20 protein-coding genes are annotated in these 19,475 nt (G+C 63.1%); 9 read left to right on the top strand and 11 right to left on the bottom strand.

The window, feature by feature from the left end; translation table 11 throughout:
- The first annotated feature begins 35 nt into the window (after nucleotides 1-35).
- The 3 genes from CSQ91_RS25825 (at nucleotide 36) to CSQ91_RS25815 (ending at nucleotide 1,649) form a co-directional block, all read left to right on the top strand.
- On the top strand, nucleotides 36-731 hold the full coding sequence (locus CSQ91_RS25825) for a TIGR00266 family protein (protein WP_070258816.1): 696 nt from the start codon (nucleotides 36-38) through the stop codon (nucleotides 729-731).
- 38 nt (nucleotides 732-769) lie between these two features.
- Nucleotides 770-1,351 (top strand): TerD family protein, encoded by a 582-nt coding sequence (locus CSQ91_RS25820; RefSeq protein WP_034784902.1) that lies wholly within the window; start codon nucleotides 770-772, stop codon nucleotides 1,349-1,351.
- Nucleotides 1,352-1,430: 79 nt separating this feature from the next.
- Nucleotides 1,431-1,649 (top strand): YqaE/Pmp3 family membrane protein, encoded by a 219-nt coding sequence (locus tag CSQ91_RS25815; protein WP_099390011.1) that lies wholly within the window; start codon nucleotides 1,431-1,433, stop codon nucleotides 1,647-1,649.
- A gap of 70 nt (nucleotides 1,650-1,719) precedes the next feature.
- On the opposite strand, the gene CSQ91_RS25810 is transcribed toward CSQ91_RS25815, so the two are convergent.
- The 5 genes from CSQ91_RS25810 to CSQ91_RS25790 form a co-directional block, all read right to left on the bottom strand.
- Entirely contained in the window at nucleotides 1,720-3,372 is a 1,653-nt protein-coding gene (locus tag CSQ91_RS25810) for a patatin-like phospholipase family protein (RefSeq protein WP_070258818.1), read from the bottom strand.
- 72 nt (nucleotides 3,373-3,444) lie between these two features.
- A complete protein-coding gene (locus CSQ91_RS25805) occupies nucleotides 3,445-5,766 on the bottom strand; it encodes a type II CAAX endopeptidase family protein (protein WP_099390010.1) in 2,322 nt (773 codons plus the stop codon).
- Nucleotides 5,763-6,494 carry an ABC transporter ATP-binding protein gene (locus CSQ91_RS25800; protein ID WP_099390009.1) on the bottom strand — a complete coding sequence of 244 codons (732 nt, stop codon included), beginning with the start codon at nucleotides 6,492-6,494 and terminating at the stop codon, nucleotides 5,763-5,765. The genes CSQ91_RS25805 and CSQ91_RS25800 overlap by 4 nt, the downstream gene beginning before the upstream one ends.
- 76 nt (nucleotides 6,495-6,570) lie before the next feature.
- Nucleotides 6,571-7,425: a DUF3667 domain-containing protein gene (locus CSQ91_RS25795; protein ID WP_225317264.1), complete on the bottom strand. Its 855-nt coding sequence runs from the start codon at nucleotides 7,423-7,425 to the stop codon at nucleotides 6,571-6,573.
- A 140-nt stretch (nucleotides 7,426-7,565) separates the two neighbouring features.
- Nucleotides 7,566-8,264 (bottom strand): ArsR/SmtB family transcription factor, encoded by a 699-nt coding sequence (locus tag CSQ91_RS25790; RefSeq protein WP_099390008.1) that lies wholly within the window; start codon nucleotides 8,262-8,264, stop codon nucleotides 7,566-7,568.
- A gap of 76 nt (nucleotides 8,265-8,340) precedes the next feature.
- Here CSQ91_RS25790 and CSQ91_RS25785 point away from each other — a divergent pair, with 76 nt between their 5' ends.
- A complete protein-coding gene (locus CSQ91_RS25785; protein ID WP_099390084.1) occupies nucleotides 8,341-9,468 on the top strand; it encodes a cytochrome P450 in 1,128 nt (375 codons plus the stop codon).
- Nucleotides 9,465-9,812 carry an antibiotic biosynthesis monooxygenase family protein gene (locus tag CSQ91_RS25780; protein WP_070258828.1) on the top strand — a complete coding sequence of 116 codons (348 nt, stop codon included), beginning with the start codon at nucleotides 9,465-9,467 and terminating at the stop codon, nucleotides 9,810-9,812. The genes CSQ91_RS25785 and CSQ91_RS25780 overlap by 4 nt, the downstream gene beginning before the upstream one ends.
- Here CSQ91_RS25780 and CSQ91_RS25775 read toward each other — a convergent pair.
- Nucleotides 9,809-10,261 carry a hypothetical protein gene (locus tag CSQ91_RS25775; protein WP_099390007.1) on the bottom strand — a complete coding sequence of 151 codons (453 nt, stop codon included), beginning with the start codon at nucleotides 10,259-10,261 and terminating at the stop codon, nucleotides 9,809-9,811. The genes CSQ91_RS25780 and CSQ91_RS25775 overlap by 4 nt on opposite strands.
- Nucleotides 10,262-10,440: 179 nt before the next feature.
- Here CSQ91_RS25775 and CSQ91_RS25770 point away from each other — a divergent pair, with 179 nt between their 5' ends.
- The gene (locus CSQ91_RS25770) at nucleotides 10,441-10,707 is read left to right on the top strand and encodes a hypothetical protein (RefSeq protein WP_034784922.1); all 267 of its coding nucleotides are present in this window, start codon (nucleotides 10,441-10,443) and stop codon (nucleotides 10,705-10,707) included.
- 90 nt (nucleotides 10,708-10,797) lie between these two features.
- On the opposite strand, the gene rpoH is transcribed toward CSQ91_RS25770, so the two are convergent.
- The 5 genes from rpoH to CSQ91_RS25745 form a co-directional block, all read right to left on the bottom strand.
- Nucleotides 10,798-11,691 (bottom strand): RNA polymerase sigma factor RpoH, encoded by an 894-nt coding sequence (rpoH, locus tag CSQ91_RS25765; RefSeq protein WP_034784924.1) that lies wholly within the window; start codon nucleotides 11,689-11,691, stop codon nucleotides 10,798-10,800.
- Between the two features lie 421 nt (nucleotides 11,692-12,112).
- Nucleotides 12,113-13,033 (bottom strand): permease-like cell division protein FtsX, encoded by a 921-nt coding sequence (gene ftsX, locus CSQ91_RS25760; protein WP_034784931.1) that lies wholly within the window; start codon nucleotides 13,031-13,033, stop codon nucleotides 12,113-12,115.
- A complete protein-coding gene (locus tag CSQ91_RS25755; protein WP_034784934.1) occupies nucleotides 13,030-13,773 on the bottom strand; it encodes a cell division ATP-binding protein FtsE in 744 nt (247 codons plus the stop codon). Before CSQ91_RS25755 ends, ftsX begins: the two co-directional genes overlap by 4 nt.
- Before the next feature lie 8 nt (nucleotides 13,774-13,781).
- The gene (ftsY, locus tag CSQ91_RS25750; protein ID WP_070278166.1) at nucleotides 13,782-14,828 is read right to left on the bottom strand and encodes a signal recognition particle-docking protein FtsY; all 1,047 of its coding nucleotides are present in this window, start codon (nucleotides 14,826-14,828) and stop codon (nucleotides 13,782-13,784) included.
- 164 nt (nucleotides 14,829-14,992) lie between these two features.
- Nucleotides 14,993-15,934, bottom strand: a complete 942-nt coding sequence (locus CSQ91_RS25745; protein WP_092612944.1) for a MerR family transcriptional regulator — start codon at nucleotides 15,932-15,934, stop codon at nucleotides 14,993-14,995.
- A 204-nt stretch (nucleotides 15,935-16,138) separates the two neighbouring features.
- Here CSQ91_RS25745 and CSQ91_RS25740 point away from each other — a divergent pair, with 204 nt between their 5' ends.
- From CSQ91_RS25740 to CSQ91_RS25730, 3 genes are read left to right on the top strand one after another with little or no spacing between them, the layout of a single operon-like run.
- The gene (locus tag CSQ91_RS25740; RefSeq protein WP_099390006.1) at nucleotides 16,139-17,449 is read left to right on the top strand and encodes an NAD(P)/FAD-dependent oxidoreductase; all 1,311 of its coding nucleotides are present in this window, start codon (nucleotides 16,139-16,141) and stop codon (nucleotides 17,447-17,449) included.
- Nucleotides 17,439-18,236 (top strand): DUF1365 domain-containing protein, encoded by a 798-nt coding sequence (locus CSQ91_RS25735; RefSeq protein WP_099390083.1) that lies wholly within the window; start codon nucleotides 17,439-17,441, stop codon nucleotides 18,234-18,236. The genes CSQ91_RS25740 and CSQ91_RS25735 overlap by 11 nt, the downstream gene beginning before the upstream one ends.
- On the top strand, nucleotides 18,233-19,474 hold the full coding sequence (locus CSQ91_RS25730) for a class I SAM-dependent methyltransferase (protein WP_373630563.1): 1,242 nt from the start codon (nucleotides 18,233-18,235) through the stop codon (nucleotides 19,472-19,474). Before CSQ91_RS25735 ends, CSQ91_RS25730 begins: the two co-directional genes overlap by 4 nt.
- The last annotated feature ends 1 nt before the right edge of the window (nucleotide 19,475 follow it).

The following is a 19,475-nucleotide window of genomic DNA, read 5'->3' as shown; positions in this document are numbered from 1 at the left end:
CCGACCATCATCATCGTTGAGGAAGGAACAGTCAGATGCCAGTTTTTAGTATTACCGGGGACGTCGATCCGTTCCTGCATGTGTCGCTTGCGAAGGGCGAGAAGATTTATTGCGAATCCAACGCGATGGTGATGATGGAAACCAATCTTGAGCTGAAAGGCAAGATGACCGGCGGCATAGGCGCCGCGCTGATGCGCACCTTTGCCAACGGGGAATCGTTCTTTCAGCAGCATATCGAGGCCATGCGGGGCGACGGCGATTGCTTGCTGTCGCCCACCTTGCCTGGCGCGATGCGGGTGCTCGAGGTTGGCGCCCAACAATACATGATCAGCGACGGCGCTTTCGTGGCGGCCACGTCTGGCGTGGAATTGAAGGTGCGCACGCAAAGCCTTGGCAATGCGCTGTTTGCCCAGAGCGGTGGTTTTTTCATCACCGAGACGGCAGGCAGCGGCCAGTTGGCGGTGTCCGGTTTTGGCGCGATGTCGATACTGGAAGTGACGCCTGGCAAGGACGTGGTGATCGATAACTCGCACGTCGTATGCTGGGACAACCGCCTGCAATACGAAATTTCCATGACGACCGGCAGCAGCGGCGGCTTTCTGGGTAACCTGATCAATAGCCAGACCAGCGGCGAAGGCATGGTACTGAAGTTTTCAGGCACGGGGAAAATCCTCGTGTGTTCGCGCAACCGCGCGGCCTTCCTCGCCTGGACCCAAAGCAAGCCGGCGTAAGAGCAGTTGATGCAACCAACCAAACAGGAGCAATGCGTATGTCTGTCAATTTGAGCAAAGGCCAGAAGATTTCTCTGGACAAAGAAGCTGGTACCACCCTGACCCGTATCACCATGGGCCTGGGCTGGGATGCGGCCAAGACCAAGGGTTTCCTCGGTTTCGGTTCGAAGACGGAAGCCGTCGACCTGGACGCGTCGTGCGTCATGTTCGATGAGAACAAGAGCACGTCCGACATTGTCTGGTTCCGCCAGCTGAAAAGCAAGGACGGCAGCATCGTCCACACGGGCGACAACCGCACGGGCGCGGGCGATGGCGACGACGAACAGATCAATGTCGATCTGTCGAAAGTGCCGGCGAACGTGAAAAGCCTGGTCTTCACCGTCAACAGCTTTACTGGCCAGAACTTCTCGCAGGTGGAAAACGCTTATTGCCGCATCTTGAATGCCAGCAATAACCAGGAAGTCGCGCGTTTCAACCTGTCTGTGCAAGGTTCCCACACGGCGCAGATCATGGCCAAGCTGTACCGCCATAACGGCGAATGGAAGATGCACGCCATCGGAGAAAACGGCAACGGTCGCACGTTTGACGACTTAATGCCCCAGATTTCCGTGCATCTATAAGGAGCAGTACGCAGCGGGCGGGGGACGGACCGGATACCGGCCCTTGTCCGCTGCTCTATATTTAGGAGAGTATGTCGTGATGCGATTGCTGATAGCCTTGCTACTTCCGTGTCTCACGTTTTTCATGCTGGGGCGCCCGCTGGCCGGTGCCGCCGCCTTGTTCTTGCAGTGCACTGTGATCGGCTGGGCGCCGGCGGCCCTGTGGGCCCTGTACACGGTGAACCAGCATAAAACGGAGCAGGAACTGGAAGGTGCGTTAAGCCGCAGCTACATGCGCAGGCGTAGTCGGTTGATCTAGATCAGCCGGGCGCTTGGAATCCTTGCGCTAAAGCCCGCACGAGCGATCGTGCGGGCTTTTTTGTGGGCGCTCACTTCTTGCAGCGGATCGGCACGTTCACGGAATTGCCGTCCGAACTCAGGTTGCGGTACTGCAAATCTTCGCTTTCGATGGCAAAGCGGGGCACGGCGTGCACATAGCGCTGCTTGCAGACGGTGTCGTCATTGATCAGCTGGCCCGCCAGCATGTAGTCGCACAGGGCAAAGCGCGATTCTTCGTCGTCGAGGATCAGCACGCGCGCGGCGCTGTACAGGGCCGATTGCAGTACTTCCGGGCTGCAATTTTCCGGACCCGTCAGCTTCAGATGGGTTTTCGTTTGCGTGGCCAGGCGTTGCAGCTTGACGAGGGCGGCGCGCTCTTCCTTGCGCGCACCGTCGACGTGCACGTCCTCGCTGGCCAGGCGCAGCGCCAATGAGGCGATCTGGTCGATGGAAATATGCCAGGCAAAGCCTTCCAGCCGCGTGCGGATCTGGCCGGGCAAGGGATCGGCCGCATCGACTTCGCAGCGGTACTGGCCCAGGTGGGGGCGGCACAGCACGGGAATGGCAAAGGCCGAGGTGCGCTTGCCCTTCACGAATTTCTGGCTCAGGTCGCCAAAGTTTTCATGCGTGATGGTATCGAAGCGGGCTTGGCCAAAGCCCATCTTGACGAGGTTTTCCTTGCGCTGGCGCGAGAACAGGGCGTCGACGGCATCGTAGATATTCTTGTTGAAGATGCGGTCCAGCGGCTGGCGCTCGTCCGACATCTTTTCAAACACGGCGCTGGAATTGGGCGCGTTGGCATCGATGGAAATGAGGATGAAGGGCTTGCTGTTCAGGCGCGGCGGCACGACGGCCATGTCGTTGCCGTACAGCTGCGTCAGGGCCACGTCCCACAGGGTTTCCACGCCCAGGTTGTCGGCCGCGCCGCCGTCGAACAAATGCACGTACGACGGCGATTCGCGCGATTCGGAGCCGAGTTCCGGCACGAAACTGTTTTTCGGGCGGAAGCGCTCGAAGGTGACGGAATCGAACACGCCGGGAAACGCGGCCGAGGTGGCTACGGCTGTGGCCAGGCGGATATCCTGGATCGGCGAATGCAGGGTGCTGTAAAAATACTCGTAGGAAAACACCACGCGCTTGCCGCCATCGGTGGCGTCCGTTGCGTTGGCCAGGAAGATGGGGCCGTCGTGCGGCAAGTCCTGGTAGGTTTTCTTGTCGTACAGCACATCGTCCAGCACGTCGGACAGGAACGAGGTGCGCGTCTTGTTCGTCAACAGCATCGTCGTCAGGTTGGCGGGTTTCAAGATGGTCTGGCCAAAGAAATCCGTTTTCAGCTTGCTGCGCAGCAAGGGCCAGTCCGTCTGCTTGCCATGCAGCGCATAGTAGCCGCCCGCGATGGCGCCGCCCGACACGCCGGAAATGGCCGAGGCGCCGCTGACGAGGCCGAACTGTTCCAGCTGTTCCAGCGAGGCGGCCGAGAAATTGGCTGCGCGGCTACCCCCGCCGGACAGGGCGATGCCGATGAAGTGGTCATTCGGCATGGGGTTCTGGATGCGCGCCTTGGGCGCGTCGATGCGCAGGCGCGGGGTTTCCTGCACGGTAAACGTGCGGTTTTCGACGCCGCGGTTGGGGCGCAGGGCGAGTACCGTGCAGCCGCTCAGCAGCGCAACGAGGATAAATGGGACGAACAAGCGTGGATTCATGCGTGATCTGTGCGTAGTCATTGGTTGGGATACGGACGGAAACGTGTGGGATTCTAGCAAACCCGGCAACAATCAGCTATTCATCTGATAGCCGAGCATGGCGGCATTGTAGAGTGCGTGCACGAGCATGGGCGCCAGCAGCGCGCCGCTGCGCTCGTATGCGATGCCCGTGCACAGGCCCAGCACGAAGACGGGCAGCATGGCGGCCGGTGGATGCACGAGTGCAAACAGCGCGGCGGCGATGCCGATCGCTTGCCAGGCGGGCAGAGAACGGCGCAAGCCGCCCTGCAGCAAGCCGCGGAAGATGAATTCCTCGCACAGGGGCGCGGCCAGCACGCCCACGGCCAGCAGCCACAGTCCATCGCCATTGATCTGCATCAATGGTGCAGCGGGCGGCGGCAACAGGGCCGCGTAGCCGATGCCGAACAGCACTGCGGCACAGGCGCCCGCGACTCCCCGGCGCCACGGCTGGCGGCCCTGTCCGATGCGCGGCACGCCGGCCGTCCTGGCGCGCCAGTAGACGAGGCGCAGCAGCGCATACGTGAGCGTACCGGCCGCGCCGAAGGCGATGGCTAGCTGCGCCAGCGGCGTCGCACTGCTCCCTTTGAGCAAGATCAAGGAAAGTGTCTGCAAGATGAAAAACAGCATGGCGGCGATCAGGCCATCGGCCGCCGCTATTCTCGCTGGCGGCGAAGCGGCGGGATCGAGCAGGCAGGGCAGCGCGTCGCGCGCCTTTTGCCACAGGGCCACGGCCAGCGCGCCCGTGAACACGACAAACACGAGTTGCTGCACCAGGCTGCCGGCGGCCAGCGCGGCGATGTACAGGCCGGTGAGCAGCAAATACAGGTACATATACGTGGAGCGCACCTTTGCCGTGGTTTCCGTGGCCAGCGGGTCGCTGGCAAACACGCCCAGCGCCACGGCGATCAGCGCATACAAAGGGATGCCGGCCAGGGCCAGCAGCATCAGGCCCGCCGTCTGCCACGACCACGCGGGCAGCCAGGCCAGCGCCGCACCGAACAGTATCAAAGGATACAGCAGGGCCAGCATGGCCCACAGCTGCGCCTTTTGCCGCAGCGCCTGTTCGATGGAGACGGGAAACGTGTACAGCAGCCACAGCGCGCCGCCTTCCTTGTTCAGCGTCTGGAAGGCCGACATCAGCAGCACATACGTGCCGAGGAAAAAGCCGGTGGAGGCCAGCAAGACGGGGCTGGCCAGCAGCGCGTGCACGTCGCGCACCTGGCCCGTAAACAGGGCTTGCCCGCCGAGGATCAGCAAGGGCATCAGCAGGGCTTGCACGAGAAAATTGCGGTCGCGCAAAAGCAACGTCAGCTCGCGCCGCTGGATCGCCGTGCCGATGCGCGGGCGCCACCGCTGCGTGGGCGATGGCGCCGTTGCCGGCTTGCGCGCGGCTTCGCGCTGGCCCGCGCCCACGACGCCATGGCGCAACTGGCGGCGCAGGATGGCCATGCCCAGCAGCATCAAGCACAAGCATTGCGCCAGCAGCACGATGGCGGGCAGCAAGGCGGCCACGCCATCGGCATTGAGCAGGCGCAGCAGCAGGCCCGGCGGCGTCCAGCCGCTCCAGGCGGGCATGGCCGCCGCCCAGGCATACGCGAAGCCGCCCGTGCCCATGCCGAACGACATGCCGATATACATGGGCAATAGCCCGGCCAGGGAAATCACTGCCTGCAGGTTGCCCAGCCGGGATGGCGTGAGCGACAGGCGCAAACCCGTGTCGACCAGAGTGCGCAGCATGGCGGCCAGGGCCAGCAGGACGAGGCTGGCGAGCAGGCCGGACAGTGGCGAAAACCAGCCCTGGCCCGAATACCAGGCGATGACGGTCGTGCTGGGCCACAAGGCCAGCAAGCCGGCCGGATTGACGAGCGTGCGTTCGAGCACGCGCGCCCACAGCAGGGTGCTTTTCCTGACGGGCAGGGTGACCAGCCATTCCAGGTCCCAATCCGGCTTCGATAGTTCCCCCATGCCCAGCGGCAGCAGGACGCTGACCAGCCACAACAGCGTTAGTTGCAGGGTCAGCCCGCCGATCAGCGTCGCGCTGAACGGCGTGGCCATCAGTTGCGTGATGACGGGGTCGAGCAGGCCGCTGTCCGTGTGCAGGCTGCCGCGCACCTGGCAGGCGGCGACCTGGTCCAGCAAGCAATGCATGTTCAGCACGCTGTGGCGGGCGATGCTGCCAAAGGAAAACAGCATGGGCAGCAATAGCAGCGCGCCCAGCAGCCAGCGTCCGCCGCGCTTGCCCGGCGTGGCGGGGCGGCTTTTACTGTTTTTCTTGAAGGAAAGCCCCCGGCCGCTGATGTTGAGCAGGCGCTGCAGGCGCAAGCGGGTCAGCAGCCAGACGGCGCGCCAGGCGGTGGGCGGCGCCGGTGTCATGCCGTCGACGTTTCATCGGTGAGCTGCAAGAAGAGCTCTTCCAGGCTGCCATCGCTGGACAACTGCTGGCGGATATCGCCCAGGCTGCCCGTGGCGACTAAAGCGCCCCGGTGGATGATGGCGACCCGGCTGCACAGCTTTTGCGCCATATCGAGCAAATGCGTGGACACGAAGATGGTGGCGCCGGCGGCGGCGCGGCGCAGCAAGCGTTCCTGCACGTCGCGCGAGGCACGCGGGTCGAGGCCGTTGATCGGTTCATCGAGGATCAGCACGGCTGGATCGTGGATCAGCGCGCAGGCCAGGCCCAGTTTTTTCTTCATGCCCAGCGAGTAATTGACGGCGAAATCCTCGCTCGCTTCGTCCAGGCCGAATTCCGTCAACAGGCGCGCCGCGCGGGCGGCCGCTTCCGTGCGCGAAAAACCATGCATTTCGGCCACGAATTGCAGGATTTCACGGCCGCGCAAATAATCGTAAAAGATGGGATTGTCGGGCAGGTAGCCTACCTTGCGCTTGACGGCGGCGCCATCGCGGTGGCAATCGAGGCCATCGACCAGCACGCGCCCGGCGCTGGGCACGAGGATGCCCATCAGCATACGGATGGTGGTGGTTTTTCCCGCCCCGTTCGGGCCCAGGAAGCCGAAGACCTCTCCTTTTCCTACCTGCAAGGTCAGCGGCTTGACGGCCTCGAACGCGCCGTACTGTTTGGACAAACCTTCGAAGCTGATCATCGTGCATCCCAAAAAAGATAGCGTGCAGGATGATAGCCTGATACGGCGCCGCCAGAGCGTCCCTTAGTGGCGTAACTTAATGCCGCAGCATCACGCCGATGGCGATGCAGGCCAGGATCGCCAGGCTCATGGCGAGGCTGTAGGCGACCATCAATAACAGCCAGCGGCAGACGGTGGCGAGTTTGCCGCTTGGATACACGCGCCACATGGCCCAGGGCAGATAGGCCAGCAGCCAGGCGCCGAGCACGAGGCGGACAAGGTCGACGGGAATCAGGATCATCAGCGCCATCGTGATGAAGGCGAAGGCATTCGTATGCAAGGCGAACAGGAAATGCTCGCCATAGCGGCGTCCGCTGCCCAGGTAAAGGATTTTCAGGAACAGGGCGAACAGCGGCATCAGGCAAAACATGGCGTACGGCGCGTAATGGAAAAAGCTTTCCACCACGAGTTTTTGTTTCTCGGCCGTGGGCAGTTGCTCAAAGTCTTGCCATTGGCGCGGCAGCGTGGGCGTCTGGCCCAGAATGCTGACCTGCATGGTCGATGTCTTGTTTTCCGCAATGTGGCGGGGACCATGGGCGCCTACCTGGGCTTGCTGGTCGTGAACGGTGAGGAACACGCCGGGGCTGCTGAACTTGAGGATGGCAAAGAACAGGATGCTGAAGGTCAGGTAGACGCGCAGCGGCTCGACGTAGCGCACGCGGCGTCCCGCGAGGTATTCATTACTGAGTGCGCCTGGGTGGAACAGCAGCAGGGCCAGGGTACGCCAGAGCTTGCCTTCAAGCGCCACATAATGGGCGACAAATTCATGCAGGAATTCACGCGCGCTGGGCATGTGCAGGGTAGTCGTTTGGCCGCAGGCGCTGCAGAAGTTGCCTGGCGCATCGGTATTGCAGTTATGGCAGGTGCTGGCGGGACGCGTGCTGGATGACACTGTTTTCAAGATAGACTCTTTCCATGGCCGAAAGGTAAAGATGATCGCTCAAGGGCGCAGCATATGATGAATGAAAAGAATGATAAAAGCGCATTTTTTTTGCGTTCTAGTTGCTTCCGAGATACAAAATCCTGCGCCGGTCAAGCGCCACCGAAGGCGGCCAGCAGGCGCCGTTCACCGGCCGGCGTGAGGCGCAGGGCGCGGCTGTCGAGTTCGCGTTCGGCCCAGCGCTGGCGCAGGGCCAGCTGCAGGATGGCCGCCCCCAGCGCGCCGCCCAGGTGGGCGCGCCGTTCGCTCCAGTCCAGGCAGGCGCAGGCGAAGCGGCGGCGCTGGCGCTGCAATTGCGGCACGTCGATGCCCAGGGCCGCCATGCCGGCCGCGCCCGATGCCGACAGCCGATACTCGCCTTCGCCGCCATCGTCCAGCAGCCAGCCTTGCGCTTGCAACTGGTCATGCAGGGCGACGGCCACCGTGCCGGCCATGTGATCGTAGCAGGTGCGCGCATGGCGCAAGCGGTCCGGCGTGGTGGGCGTAAATGGCGTTGCCGCCACGCCGGCCACCACCAGCAGCGCTTCGAGGGCCTGGCCCACTTCCGCGCTGGCGAGGCGGTAATAGCGGTGCTTGCCCTGCGCCAACATCGACAGCAAGCCATCGTCGCGCAAGCGCGCCAGATGGGCGCTGGCCGTCGAGGCGCCCACCTCGGCCAGCGCCGCCAATTCCGTGGCCGTGCGCGCATGGCCGTCGAGCAGGCTGCACAGCATGCGCGCGCGGGCCGGTTCGGCGATGGCGCCGGCCAGTTGCGCCAGTCCCATGTCGGCCGAGGGAAGCTTGTCATCCATGATTCGTTCCAGGGCGAAGTGTAGTGGTGGAAGGAGCAGCATACTCGTGTCCCCACCTCACTGCAATGGAATGCGCATGCCGCTCGCCGACTTTGTTATCGACCCCGCCGACCCTTTTTCAGCCCTTACCCACGCGGCGCCGTATGACTACTATCGGCGCCTGGCGGACGGCCCGCCGCTGCGTTTCGATGCGCAGCTCGACTGCTGGCTGGCGACGGGCGCGGCCGGCGTGCGCGCCGTGCTCGAGCATCCCGATTGCCGCGTGCGCCCGACCGGCCAGCCGGTGCCGGATACCCTGGCGGGCACGCCGTGCGGTGCGATCTTTGCGGAATTGGTGCGCATGAATGAAGGCGAACGGCATGCCGTGCCAAAGCAGGTGCTGGCGCGTTCGCTGGGACAGGTGGACTTGGCGCGCCTGCAGGCGCGGACATTGCGCATGGCCAGCGACCGCGTGCCCGCCAGCGCCGCGCAATTGAACGGCGCGCTGTTCGAACTGCCCCTGTTTGCCATGGCGGACTTGCTGGGTTTTGCGCCAGCGCAATGGCCGGCGCTGGCCGCCTGGACGCGCGATTTCGTCGCCTGCCTGTCACCGCTGAGTGATGGAGAACAACTGGCTGGCGCGCAAGTGGCTGCAGACGCCTTGCTGCAAGGTTTTACCGTGTTGCTGCGCGAGGCGGATGCATTGCCCGGCAGCTTGCTGGCCAAGGTCGTGTCCGAGGCGGAAGCGCTGGGCTGGCGAGCCTCGGGCGGCGTGCTGGCCAACCTCGTGGGTCTGCTGTCGCAGACCTGCGATGCCACGGCCGGCTTGCTGGGCAATGCCATAGTTGCCTTGCGCACGCAACCGCAGTGGTCCACGCAAGTGCGTGCCGCCCCCCGGCTGTGGCCAGCCCTGCTGCGCGAGGTCAGCCGGCATGACCCCTCCATCCACAATACGCGCCGCTACACGGCGCAAGACGTGGAATTCGATGGCGTGCGCGTGGCGGCCGGGCAGATGATCGTCGTCGTGCTGGCCAGCGCCGGCCATGCGGAGTGCGGCTTTGGCCATGGCCGCCACGCCTGCCCGGGCCAGTCCATCGCGCAGGCCATTGCCACGGCTTGCCTGCAGGCGTGGGCCGACGGGCTGGACCGCGTGCCACTGGCGTGGCGTTATCTGCCGTCGCTGAACGCGCGCATCCCTGTTTTTAGCCTGGGAGAAATGAAATGATTGCCGTGATTTTCGAAGTCTGGCCCGGCGCGGAAGGACGCCAGCAGTATCTGGACCTGGCCGCCGCGCTGCGTCCCTTGCTCGATGAAGTGGACGGTTTCATTTCCATCGAGCGCTTCAGCAGTCTGAGCGAACCAGGCAAATTACTGTCGCTATCGTTCTTTCGCGACGAGGCGGCGCTGGCGCAATGGCGGCAGCTGGAAGCGCACCGCGCGGCGCAAACGGCCGGCCGGCAGGGCGTGTTTGACGACTACCGGCTGCGCATTGCCGCCGTCGTACGCGATTACGGCATGCTGGACCGGCAGCAGGCGCCGGCCGACAGCCGGCGGCGCCACAGCGTTTAGCGGGGCAGTACGCCCTGCGTGATTTTCACTTTGACCCGGTACGTGGGCTCGGCCGCATTCAGGGCGGGCGGCGTGGCCGGATCGACGTCGAGCAAAGTAAACGTCAGGTGGTTGACGGTGACGGAACTGGCGGCGCCGGGCATGGAGTCGGACAAGACGATGTCCGTGGCGCCTGCGCTGTTGAGCAAACTGAAACTGTAGCTGACGTAGCCTTTCCACACGCACACGGCTCCCTTGCGGCAGCGGCTGTCGTTGACACGTTCGAGTTTCAGGGTGTCGGTGGCCGTGATGGCCACCTGTTCGCCCGGCGACAGCACGTGGGTGACGCTGCGCGGCGTGTTTTCCGCGTCGCCGGCGCTGCCGGCTGCGCCGCAGCCAGCCAGCACGGCCAGGCAGGCGTAGAACAGGGGAAGCAGCACGGTGCGGTAAGAGCGGGTCAGATAATGCATGTTTTTCCTTTCAGGTGGAGCGTCCCCGGCGTGCTTGTTCACGCGTGGGATGAAAATGATAGTAACAAAATGATATTTTTACGGCGCGCTATTGGCGTGCTGCCGGTGAATTGATGCGCCAGCCACGCGGCGCGCCGATTACTGCGTAGAATGGCTGTTTTGAAAATCAGGAAACAACCATGAAAAAAACCGACCTGGCCAAAAGCGATGCCAAGAAACTGATGGGAAAGATGAATGTTCCCGGCGCCGGTGCATTCGGTAAGGAAGCGGTGGTCATCGACCGCCGCGAGCAGCGCAAGCGCGATCAGGCCCTGGGCCTGGTGCCATTCGCCGTCAAGCTGAACAGCGATCTGGTCTTGCAATTGCAGACCCTGGCCAAGGAACGCGGCGCGGATCTGAATGAATTGGTCGCCGAGCTGATCACCAAGGGCTTGGCTGCAGCGTAAGGGCTGACAATGTTTATCTGTTGATAAATATCAAGTTATAAAACTAAAAGGCGCCTTGCGGCGCCTTTTGCATTGCGGCATTGCTTGCGATTACACGTAGGCGGCCAGGGCGCCCTTCATTTTTTTCAGCGCCGCCACTTCGATCTGGCGGATGCGTTCGGCCGATACGCCGAACTCTTCTGCCAGCGCGTGCAGGGTGGCGCCGGAGCCGTCGTCGTTGGCCAGCCAGCGCGCTTCGATGATGCGGCGCGAACGGGCGTCCAGCTTCGACAGTGCCGTTTCCAGGCCTTCCGATTGCAGACGCGTCACTTGTTCCGCTTCCAGTACCTTGGTCGGCTCGCTTTGCTCCGACGACAGATAGGCGATCGGCGAAAACTTGTCGTCCTCATCGTCGGTCGGCGATTCCAGCGCGATGTCGCGGCCGCTCAAGCGGGTTTCCATCTCGATCACTTCTTCGCGCTTCACGTCGAGCAGCTTGGCCAGCGCATCGATCTGCTTTGGCGTCATCGCGTCCAGGCCCGTCTTGTGGCTGCGCAGGTTGAAGAATAGCTTGCGCTGGGCCTTCGTCGTCGCGACCTTGACCAGGCGCCAGTTTTTCAGGATGTACTCGTGCATCTCGGCTTTCACCCAGTGCATGGCGTACGACACCAGGCGCACGCCCTGGTCCGGATCGAAACGCTTCACGGCTTTCATCAAGCCGATATTGCCTTCCTGAATCAGGTCGGCGTGCGGCAAGCCATAGCCCAGGTAGCCGCGGGCAATCGAGACCACCAGGCGCAGGTGCGACAGCACCAGTTCTTGCGCGGCGGCCAGGTCATTTTTTTCACGCAGGCGTGTCGCCAGCGAAATTTCTTCGTCATGGGTCAACATGGGCAGGCGGTTCACGGCCGAAATATAGGCGTCGATATTGCCCAGATTGCCAGTGAACCCGAGGCCCAGCGCATTACTTTTGGTCGGAACCAATGCGGACGTTGCGGACATCATAGTCATGTTTTCTCCCTCGTAGTCTTGCTTTGTTCCAGTTGGCCACGTCACGCGACGTGGCAGCTCGTATCTTCGTTTTTGCGTATTCGGTCTTGCACTTTGCAGATCGCGGCACCATCTTCATCTGGCGTCCATGGCGGTTCTGCTGTTGGTATGTCCCTATATTAGCACTCTCTGCTTGAGAGTGCCAATCAGCACATTTAATCGACCTGATAGCCTAAATGCTATGGCGAATGAGTGCTTGATATACATATTTAAAAAGCGATCTGAACAGCGCTGCAGGCCGCTTTACGACAACATGGCCAGTCTACGGCCTCTGACTGAAGCGAGCCTTAAGAATACTTGCTTAATATCAATATAACAGCAATATGGAGATGGCGAGACGCATGGCGGCGCGGGAGCGCCGCCATGGAAAGGAAGGTCAGTTCAGGCGCGCCAGGTGGCGCTGCACGCACAGGAAGGCGCCGATCAGACCCAGGCCGGCGCTGAGGGCCAGCAAGCCGGCCATCGGCAGCGGCGCCAGCGGCACCAGCTGGAATTCGGACGCATACAGGCGGGCAAACTCGGCAATCGCGGTATTCAGCGGCTGCAAGGCCAGCGCCACGGCGCCCAGGGCCAGCGCACCGGCGCACAGGCCCAGCAGGGCGCCCGTGTAATAAAAGGGGCGGTGGATGAAGGTATCGGTGGCGCCGATCAATTTCGAGATGCTGATTTCATCGCGCTGCTGCATCACCTGCAGGCGGATGGTATTGAAGACCACGGCGATCACGGCCACGCCCAGCGTGATCGCCAGCAGCAGCAGCACCAGGCGCAGCACGCCCAGCAGGGCCGCCAGGCGCTTGACCCAGGCCGAATCGACTTGCGCCGATTCCACGAATGGCAGCTGGCGCAGCTGTTCCGCCACCGCATCGACATCCTGCGCTTCGCTGGCGCTGCTGAAGGCATCGAGTTTCAGCACATAGCTGTCGGGCAGGGGATTGTCGCCCAGGGTGCTGAGCACATCGGCCAGGCCGCTCTTGTTTTTCAGCGAGTCCAGCGCCTGTTCGCGCGGGATGAAGACGATCTTCGCCTTTTGCGGGCCCACGATCTTGCGCATGGCGCTGGCCAGGGCCACGGCTTGCTCGCGCGGCGTGTCGATCTTCAGGAAGACGCTGATTTCCGGGTCGACCGACATCTGTTCCGACATGGGACGCACGTTGTCGAGCATGGTCAAGCCGGCGAACGGCAGCGACAGGGCGATGGCGACGACGAGCACGTTCAATAGAAAGCCGCCCGGCGACTTGCGCAAGTGAATCAGTGCCGAACCGAGGGCGAAGCGGTGTTGACGGAACCAGCCTCTCATGCCTGTTCTCCCTGCGCGTCGTCCTGGTCGGGAGAGGGCGCAAAATCGGGATCGGGCGGCGCGAAGACGGGCGCCTGCGTGGCCTTGTCGATGGCGACCAGCTGGCCGTTTTTCAGGTGGATCACGCGGGCGGCGGCGTCGAGCATCTGTTCGTCATGGCTGGAAATGAGGCAGGTCACGCCCACGGAGTGGAATGCTTTCAGGGCGTCGAGCACCTTGTTGGCGCTGGCGCGGTCCAGGTTGGCCGTCGGTTCGTCGGCCAGGATGATCTGCGGCCGGTTGACGATGGCACGCGCGATCGATACGCGCTGCTGTTCCCCGCCCGACAGCGACAGCGGTCGCGCCATGGCGCGGTCCAGCAGTCCCACCTTGTCGAGCGCGGCGCGCGCGCGCTGTTCGGCGGCCGCCTTGTGGGCGCCGACGACGAGCAGCGGCAGCATGACGTTGGCCAGGATGGAGCGGTCGTTGAGCAATTTTTGCTGCTGGAAGATCAGGCCCATGTTACGGCGCAAAAACGGCACGCCGGCAGGCTTGATCTTCGCCATATCCTGGCCATTGACGATCAGCTTGCCCGACGTGGGGCGTTCCATGGCGGCGATCATTTTCAGCAAGGTGGATTTGCCTGCGCCGGACGGGCCAGCCAGAAACACCAGCTCGCCCTTGGCAATACTGAGCGAAATGTCGCTGAGCGCCACGGCATCGGGGGAGTATTGCTTGGAGACGTGCTGAAATTCAATCATGTATGGGCTTATCCGAGCAGCGCTTCGACAAATTCGGCAGCCACGAAAGGCTGCAAGTCTTCAATTTTCTCACCGATGCCGATGAAATACACGGGCACGGGACGTACGCGGGCAATTGCCGCCAGCACGCCGCCCTTGGCGGTGCCGTCCAGCTTGGTGATCACCAGGCCGCTCAACTGCAGGGCATCGTCGAAGGCCTTCACTTGCGTGAGGGCGTTCTGGCCCGTGTTGCCGTCGATGACGAGCAAGGTTTCATGCGGTGCGCCATCCATGCCCTTGCCGATCACGCGCTTGATTTTCTTCAATTCTTCCATCAGGTGCAACTGCGTCGGCAAGCGGCCTGCCGTGTCGACCATGACCACGTCGATGCCGCGCGCCTTCGCCGATTGCACGGAGTCGTAGGCCACGGCGGCCGGGTCGCCCGATTCCTGCGAAATCACGGTGACGTTGTTGCGCTCGCCCCAGACCATCAACTGCTCGCGCGCGGCGGCACGGAAGGTGTCGCCCGCGGCCAGCAGCACGGACTGGTTGTTCGACTGCATGTGCTTGGCCAGCTTGCCGATGGTGGTGGTCTTGCCGGCGCCATTCACGCCGGAAATCATCATCACCAGCGGCTTGTGGCGGCCCAGCTCGAAGCGCTTTTCCAGCGGCGAGAGCAGGTCGATCAGCAGCACTTTCAGGGCGGCCTTGACGGCGGCTGCGTCGAGCAGCTTGTCTTCCTTGACCCTCTTCTTCAGTTCCGTCAGCAGGAATTCCGTGGCGTCGATGCCGGCGTCGGACATCAGCAGCGCCGCTTCCAGCTCTTCGTACAGGGCGTCGTCGATCTTCGCGCCGACAAACAGCACGGACAGGGTGTTCGAGGTTTTCGACAGGCCGGCCTTGAGGCGCGTCATCCACGATTTTTTCTCGGGTTCGGCGGCCACGATCACGGGCACGAGCTCGGCCGGCGCACCGCTCAGGGGCGTAGCGGCAGGCGGCGTGGCGGCGGGAAGGACGAGAGGCTCGGCTGGTGCAGCCTCGGGAGCGATGGGTTTTTTCTTGAAGAAACTAAACATGGATGTGTGGTGGCGGGTGCTGACCTAAGGCCCGGCGGCGCCGGACACTGTGTTACGGGCTATTCTACCAGAGCGCGCCCGGCCCTTCATGCTTTACTGTTCGATTGGCAACATTGCGCGGCTATCCACGGAGATCGCCGCAGTTGCCGCGCTTTTCAGCCGGTTCAGTGGGTTTGCAGGGCCAGTGCCTGGTGGCGGCGGCGCCAGTCGGCGATGCTTTCGTCGACTTGCCGCAGGTCCAGCACATGCAAAAAGTGTGGCGGCTGCCTGGTCAGCACAGGACTGCGTCCGCCGGCCCACAATTCCATGTTGGGCGGCAAGCTTGCATGCAGCTGCTGCAGGCTGTCGCGCGTCTGCCGTTGCTTGCTGGCGCTGGAAAACGACAGCGCCACGATGTCCGCCCGTTGCGCGCGGGCGGCCGCGACGATGTCCGTCAGCGGCGTTTCCACGCCCAGCGACATGCAATGGGCGCCGGCCGCCGCGCACAGCGCCTCGGCCATCAGCAGCCCCAGGCCATGACGCTCCTGCGGCAAGGTACTGAGGACGATGCGTGGGGAGCGCGTGGACGGGCTGCTAGCTTGTGGCAGGGAAAAGATGGCGTGGCGCATCACCGTTTGCAAGGTTTCGCTGTACAGATGCTCCTCATACACGGCCAGTTCGCCGCAAGCCCACGCTTCGCCCACCATGCCGGTGAGGGGGGCGATGACGTCGATGGTGAACGCTTTCAGGCCCAGCACGGCCAGCGCCTTGCGCAGGGCGTCGCCCAGTTCTGCCATCTGGTGGCCACGGCACAGGGACAGGTAGTGTTCGAGCTGGGGGGCTGGCGTTGACGGCGCCGCGCTGCTGGCGCTGGCCAGCTGCTGCAATTGCACGGTGCTGTGCTGCATGATTTTGCCCGGGCGGAATCCGAGGTCCAGCAAGCGCTTGACCATGCGCAACTTCTGCACTTGCTCGGCCGGGTAGCTGCGCTCGCCAAAGGCGTCGCGCTGGGGCTGGGGAAAGGCGTAGCGGCGCTCCCACACACGCAAGGTTTCCTTGGCCAGTCCGGTATCGCGTTCGACATCGCTGATGCTGAAGGCGGAAGTAGGTTGCAGGTCAGTATCCATACCAGAGTGGCTTTGCTCGCATGCGGAAGAACGTGGCATGCATTTTACGCCTTCCGCCGCCCCATACCAAATAGCTGAATCCGATTGGAAATCGCGGGCGTATGAGTTTTGGAGCGGCTCGCACACTCATTGACATGAATCAATATTTCATCGATTATCCATGAAGCTGATTTTGTCCAGGACAAACTTAATGCAGGTGTACTCATGAAAATTGCCGTCGTCGGAGCAGGAATCGCAGGTTTGTCGTGTGCTTATCGCCTGGCGCAATCGGGCCGGGACGTCACCTTGTACGAGGCGGGCGACTATTTTGGCGGCCACAGCCATACGGTGGATGTCACGCTCGATGGCATCACGCATGGCGTCGACACGGGTTTTCTCGTGTTTAACCACGCCACGTATCCGCACCTGGTGCAACTGTTCCAGGAACTGGGCGTCGAGGCGGCCGACAGCGATATGTCGTTTTCCGTGAAGATGCCGCTGGGCGCTGCGCCGGACGTCCGCGTGCTGGAATGGGCTGGCGCCAATCTGGACACCGTGTTTGCCCAGCGCAGCAATCTGCTGCGCCCCGCCTTTCTGCGCATGTTGCGCGACATTCTGCGCTTCAACCGCCAGGCCAGCGCCCTGGCCACGGCCGCCTTGCCGGCGCCGGCCGTGTCGCTGGGCGAGTTTCTCGACCTGCACGGCTATGGCGACGAGTTCCGCCACTGGTATCTGTTGCCGATGGCCGCCTGCATCTGGTCGTGTCCGGCGCGCCAGATGCTGGCCTTTCCCTTGGCCACCTTCATCCGTTTCTGCCACAACCATGGCTTGCTGCAAGTGAGCGACCGGCCGCAATGGCGCACGGTGCGGGGCGGCTCGCGCGTGTACGTGGAAAAATTGCTGGCAGGCATCCCACAGCAGCGCCTGGCTTGCCCCGTGCTGGCCGTGCGCCGCCAGCAGCACGGTGGCGCCCGCATGGTGGAACTGCAGACGGCCGCCGGCGTCGACCACGTCGACCACGTCGTGCTCGCTTGCCATAGCGACCAGTCGCTGGCCCTGCTGGGAGACATCCGCGACGACGAGCGCTCCGTGCTCGAAGCCGTGCGCTACCAGCCCAACCGCGCGGTACTGCATACGGATGCGTCCTGCCTGCCGCAGCGCCGCCGTGCCTGGTCGGCCTGGAATTACCAGGGCCGGCCGGCCGCGCACGGGGATGCGCCGCAAGTGTGCGTGCATTATTTACTGAACCAGTTGCAGCCTTTGCCCTTCACCACGCCTGTCATCGTTTCGCTCAATCCGCTCGACGAGCCCGATCCGGCGACCATCATCGACGAGTTTTCGTATGCCCATCCCGTGTTCGATGGCGCGGCCATTGCGGCCCAGGCGCGCCTGGCCAGCTTCCAGGGCGCGCAGCACACGTGGTTCGCGGGCGCCTGGACTGGCTACGGCTTCCATGAAGACGGCTTGAAGTCGGGCCTGGCCGTGGCCGAAGCACTCAATGGCCTGGCGTCGGCGGAGCTTGGCCATGCCGCGTGATCCCACGCAGCCGCTCCGGCCGCAGCCCCAGCTGTGCCTGGGACGGGTGCGCCATGCGCGGCTGCGTCCGCGCGCGCATGCCTTTGCTTACGGCATGTTTTATTTGCGTTTGCCCTTGCGCAGCCTGGGCGCGCACGATTTTGCTGCCCGTTTGATTTCGCGCAACGGCGCCAATGTGCTGTCCTTCCGCGACAGCGACCATGGCGATGGCACGACGCCGCTGCTGGACTGGATCGACGGCTTGCTGCGCCAGCATGGCGTGGTCGACGCGGGCGGCGAAATCTGGCTGCAAACGATGCCGCGCATGTTCGGCTATGTCTTCAATCCCGTCAGTTTCTGGTTTTGCCACGGGCTTGACGGCGCGCTGCGGGCCGTGCTCTGCGATGTGCGCAATACCTTTGGCGAGCGCCATTTGTACTTGCTCGAGCAGGGCGGCGCGATTGCCTTTGGCAGCGAACTGGTCGCCAAGAAAATTTTCCACGTGTCGCCGTTTTGCAAGGTGGAAGGCCAGTACCGCTTCCGTTTCCTGCGCAATCAGGCTCAGGGCGGCGAGCGCCACCTGGCCAGGGTCGATTACGACGACCTCGACGGCCCGCTGCTGCGGACGAGCTTGTCCGGCACGGCGCAGCCGCTGCGCGATGGCGCCATCGCCTGGGCCTTGCTGCGCTACCCCCTGATGACCTTTGGCGTGATGGCGCGCATCCATTGGCAGGCATTGCGCCTGTGGCTGCGCCGCGTGCCGTTTTTCAGCAAACCCCACCCTCCACAAGAAAAGGTGTCCCGATGAGCTCCGATTCCCTGCCGACCGGCCTGCATGCGCGCAGCAGTTCCACTCCCGTGCATGTGCATGACCATCGTGACATGCCCGCTGCCGGGCGCATGATTGTGCGCTTGCTGGAAAAATTGCAATATGGCGCTTTGCGCCTGCGCACGCCTGATGGCAGCATCTTGCTGTACGGCGATGGCAGCCAGCCCGTCACCCTGGACTTGCACAACTGGCGCCTGTGCGCGGCCGTCCTGCGCTCGGGCGACATCGGCTTTGCCGAAACGTTTATCGCGGGGGACTGGCGCACGGATAATTTGCCGGGCTTGATCGAATTGATGATACGCAACCGTGCGCACATCGAATCCCTGATCTACGGCAACTGGTGGGGCAACCTGATCTATAAGGTGCGCCATCTGCTGCACCGCAATTCGCGTGCCGGCAGCAAGAAGAATATCCACGCCCATTACGACATCGGCAACGCCTTTTATCAGCTGTGGCTGGACCCGTCGATGACGTATTCGAGCGCGCTGTTTTCCGAAGGCGCCAGCCTGGAGCAGGCGCAAGGTGCCAAATACCGGCGCATCGCGGACCAGTTGCAACTGCAGCCGGGCCAGCGCGTGCTGGAAATCGGCTGCGGCTGGGGCGGCTTTGCGGAAACGGCGGCGCGCAGCTACGGCGCCCACGTGACGGGCCTGACCTTGTCGACCGAACAGCTCGCCTATGCGCGCCAGCGCCTGCACGATGCGGGGCTGGCAGGGCAGGCCGACCTGCAGCTGTGCGATTACCGCGACAGCCATGGCCAGTACGACGCCATCGCCTCGATCGAGATGTTCGAAGCCGTGGGACAAAGCTACTGGCCCGGCTATTTCGAGTGTGTGGCGCGCAACCTGAAGCCGGGCGGACGCGCCTGCATCCAGACCATCGTCATCGCCGACGAACTGTTCGAGCGCTACAGCAAGAGCACGGATTTCATTCAACAGTACATTTTCCCGGGCGGCATGCTGCCTTCGCCGGCCGGGTTTCGCCGCGCCGCCGAGGCGCAGGGCTTGCGCGTGGAAGACGCCTTCAGCTTTGGCCTCGATTACGCGGAAACCTTGCGCCAGTGGCGCGCCAGCTTCCTGGCCCAGCGCGCGGCGCTGGAAAAGCAGGGTTTCGATGGCCGTTTCCTGCTCACCTGGGAGTTTTACCTCGCGTATTGCGAGGCCGCCTTCCAGGAGCACAACACGGATGTGATGCAATTTACCCTGATCAAGGACTGAC

The sequence above is a fragment of the Janthinobacterium sp. BJB301 genome, assembly GCF_002735685.1.
GTDB lineage: Bacteria > Pseudomonadota > Gammaproteobacteria > Burkholderiales > Burkholderiaceae_D > Janthinobacterium > Janthinobacterium lividum.
Note: the sequence above shows the minus strand (reverse complement) of the source record. Positions and strands in the feature narration are given on the sequence as shown.

Bases quoted from the DNA above. Each gene is read 5' to 3' on its own strand.
- CSQ91_RS25825 (WP_070258816.1), top strand. From the start codon at position 36: ATGCCAGTTTTTAGTATTACCGGGGACGTCGATCCGTTCCTGCATGTG.
- CSQ91_RS25820 (WP_034784902.1), top strand. From the start codon at position 770: ATGTCTGTCAATTTGAGCAAAGGCCAGAAGATTTCTCTGGACAAAGAA.
- CSQ91_RS25815 (WP_099390011.1), top strand. From the start codon at position 1,431: ATGCGATTGCTGATAGCCTTGCTACTTCCGTGTCTCACGTTTTTCATG.
- CSQ91_RS25810 (WP_070258818.1), bottom strand. From the start codon at position 3,372: ATGAATCCACGCTTGTTCGTCCCATTTATCCTCGTTGCGCTGCTGAGC.
- CSQ91_RS25805 (WP_099390010.1), bottom strand. From the start codon at position 5,766: ATGACACCGGCGCCGCCCACCGCCTGGCGCGCCGTCTGGCTGCTGACC.
- CSQ91_RS25800 (WP_099390009.1), bottom strand. From the start codon at position 6,494: ATGATCAGCTTCGAAGGTTTGTCCAAACAGTACGGCGCGTTCGAGGCC.
- CSQ91_RS25790 (WP_099390008.1), bottom strand. From the start codon at position 8,264: ATGGATGACAAGCTTCCCTCGGCCGACATGGGACTGGCGCAACTGGCC.
- CSQ91_RS25785 (WP_099390084.1), top strand. From the start codon at position 8,341: ATGCCGCTCGCCGACTTTGTTATCGACCCCGCCGACCCTTTTTCAGCC.
- CSQ91_RS25780 (WP_070258828.1), top strand. From the start codon at position 9,465: ATGATTGCCGTGATTTTCGAAGTCTGGCCCGGCGCGGAAGGACGCCAG.
- CSQ91_RS25775 (WP_099390007.1), bottom strand. From the start codon at position 10,261: ATGCATTATCTGACCCGCTCTTACCGCACCGTGCTGCTTCCCCTGTTC.
- CSQ91_RS25770 (WP_034784922.1), top strand. From the start codon at position 10,441: ATGAAAAAAACCGACCTGGCCAAAAGCGATGCCAAGAAACTGATGGGA.
- rpoH (WP_034784924.1), bottom strand. From the start codon at position 11,691: ATGATGTCCGCAACGTCCGCATTGGTTCCGACCAAAAGTAATGCGCTG.
- ftsX (WP_034784931.1), bottom strand. From the start codon at position 13,033: ATGAGAGGCTGGTTCCGTCAACACCGCTTCGCCCTCGGTTCGGCACTG.
- CSQ91_RS25755 (WP_034784934.1), bottom strand. From the start codon at position 13,773: ATGATTGAATTTCAGCACGTCTCCAAGCAATACTCCCCCGATGCCGTG.
- ftsY (WP_070278166.1), bottom strand. From the start codon at position 14,828: ATGTTTAGTTTCTTCAAGAAAAAACCCATCGCTCCCGAGGCTGCACCA.
- CSQ91_RS25745 (WP_092612944.1), bottom strand. From the start codon at position 15,934: ATGGATACTGACCTGCAACCTACTTCCGCCTTCAGCATCAGCGATGTC.
- CSQ91_RS25740 (WP_099390006.1), top strand. From the start codon at position 16,139: ATGAAAATTGCCGTCGTCGGAGCAGGAATCGCAGGTTTGTCGTGTGCT.
- CSQ91_RS25735 (WP_099390083.1), top strand. From the start codon at position 17,439: ATGCCGCGTGATCCCACGCAGCCGCTCCGGCCGCAGCCCCAGCTGTGC.
- CSQ91_RS25730 (WP_373630563.1), top strand. From the start codon at position 18,233: ATGAGCTCCGATTCCCTGCCGACCGGCCTGCATGCGCGCAGCAGTTCC.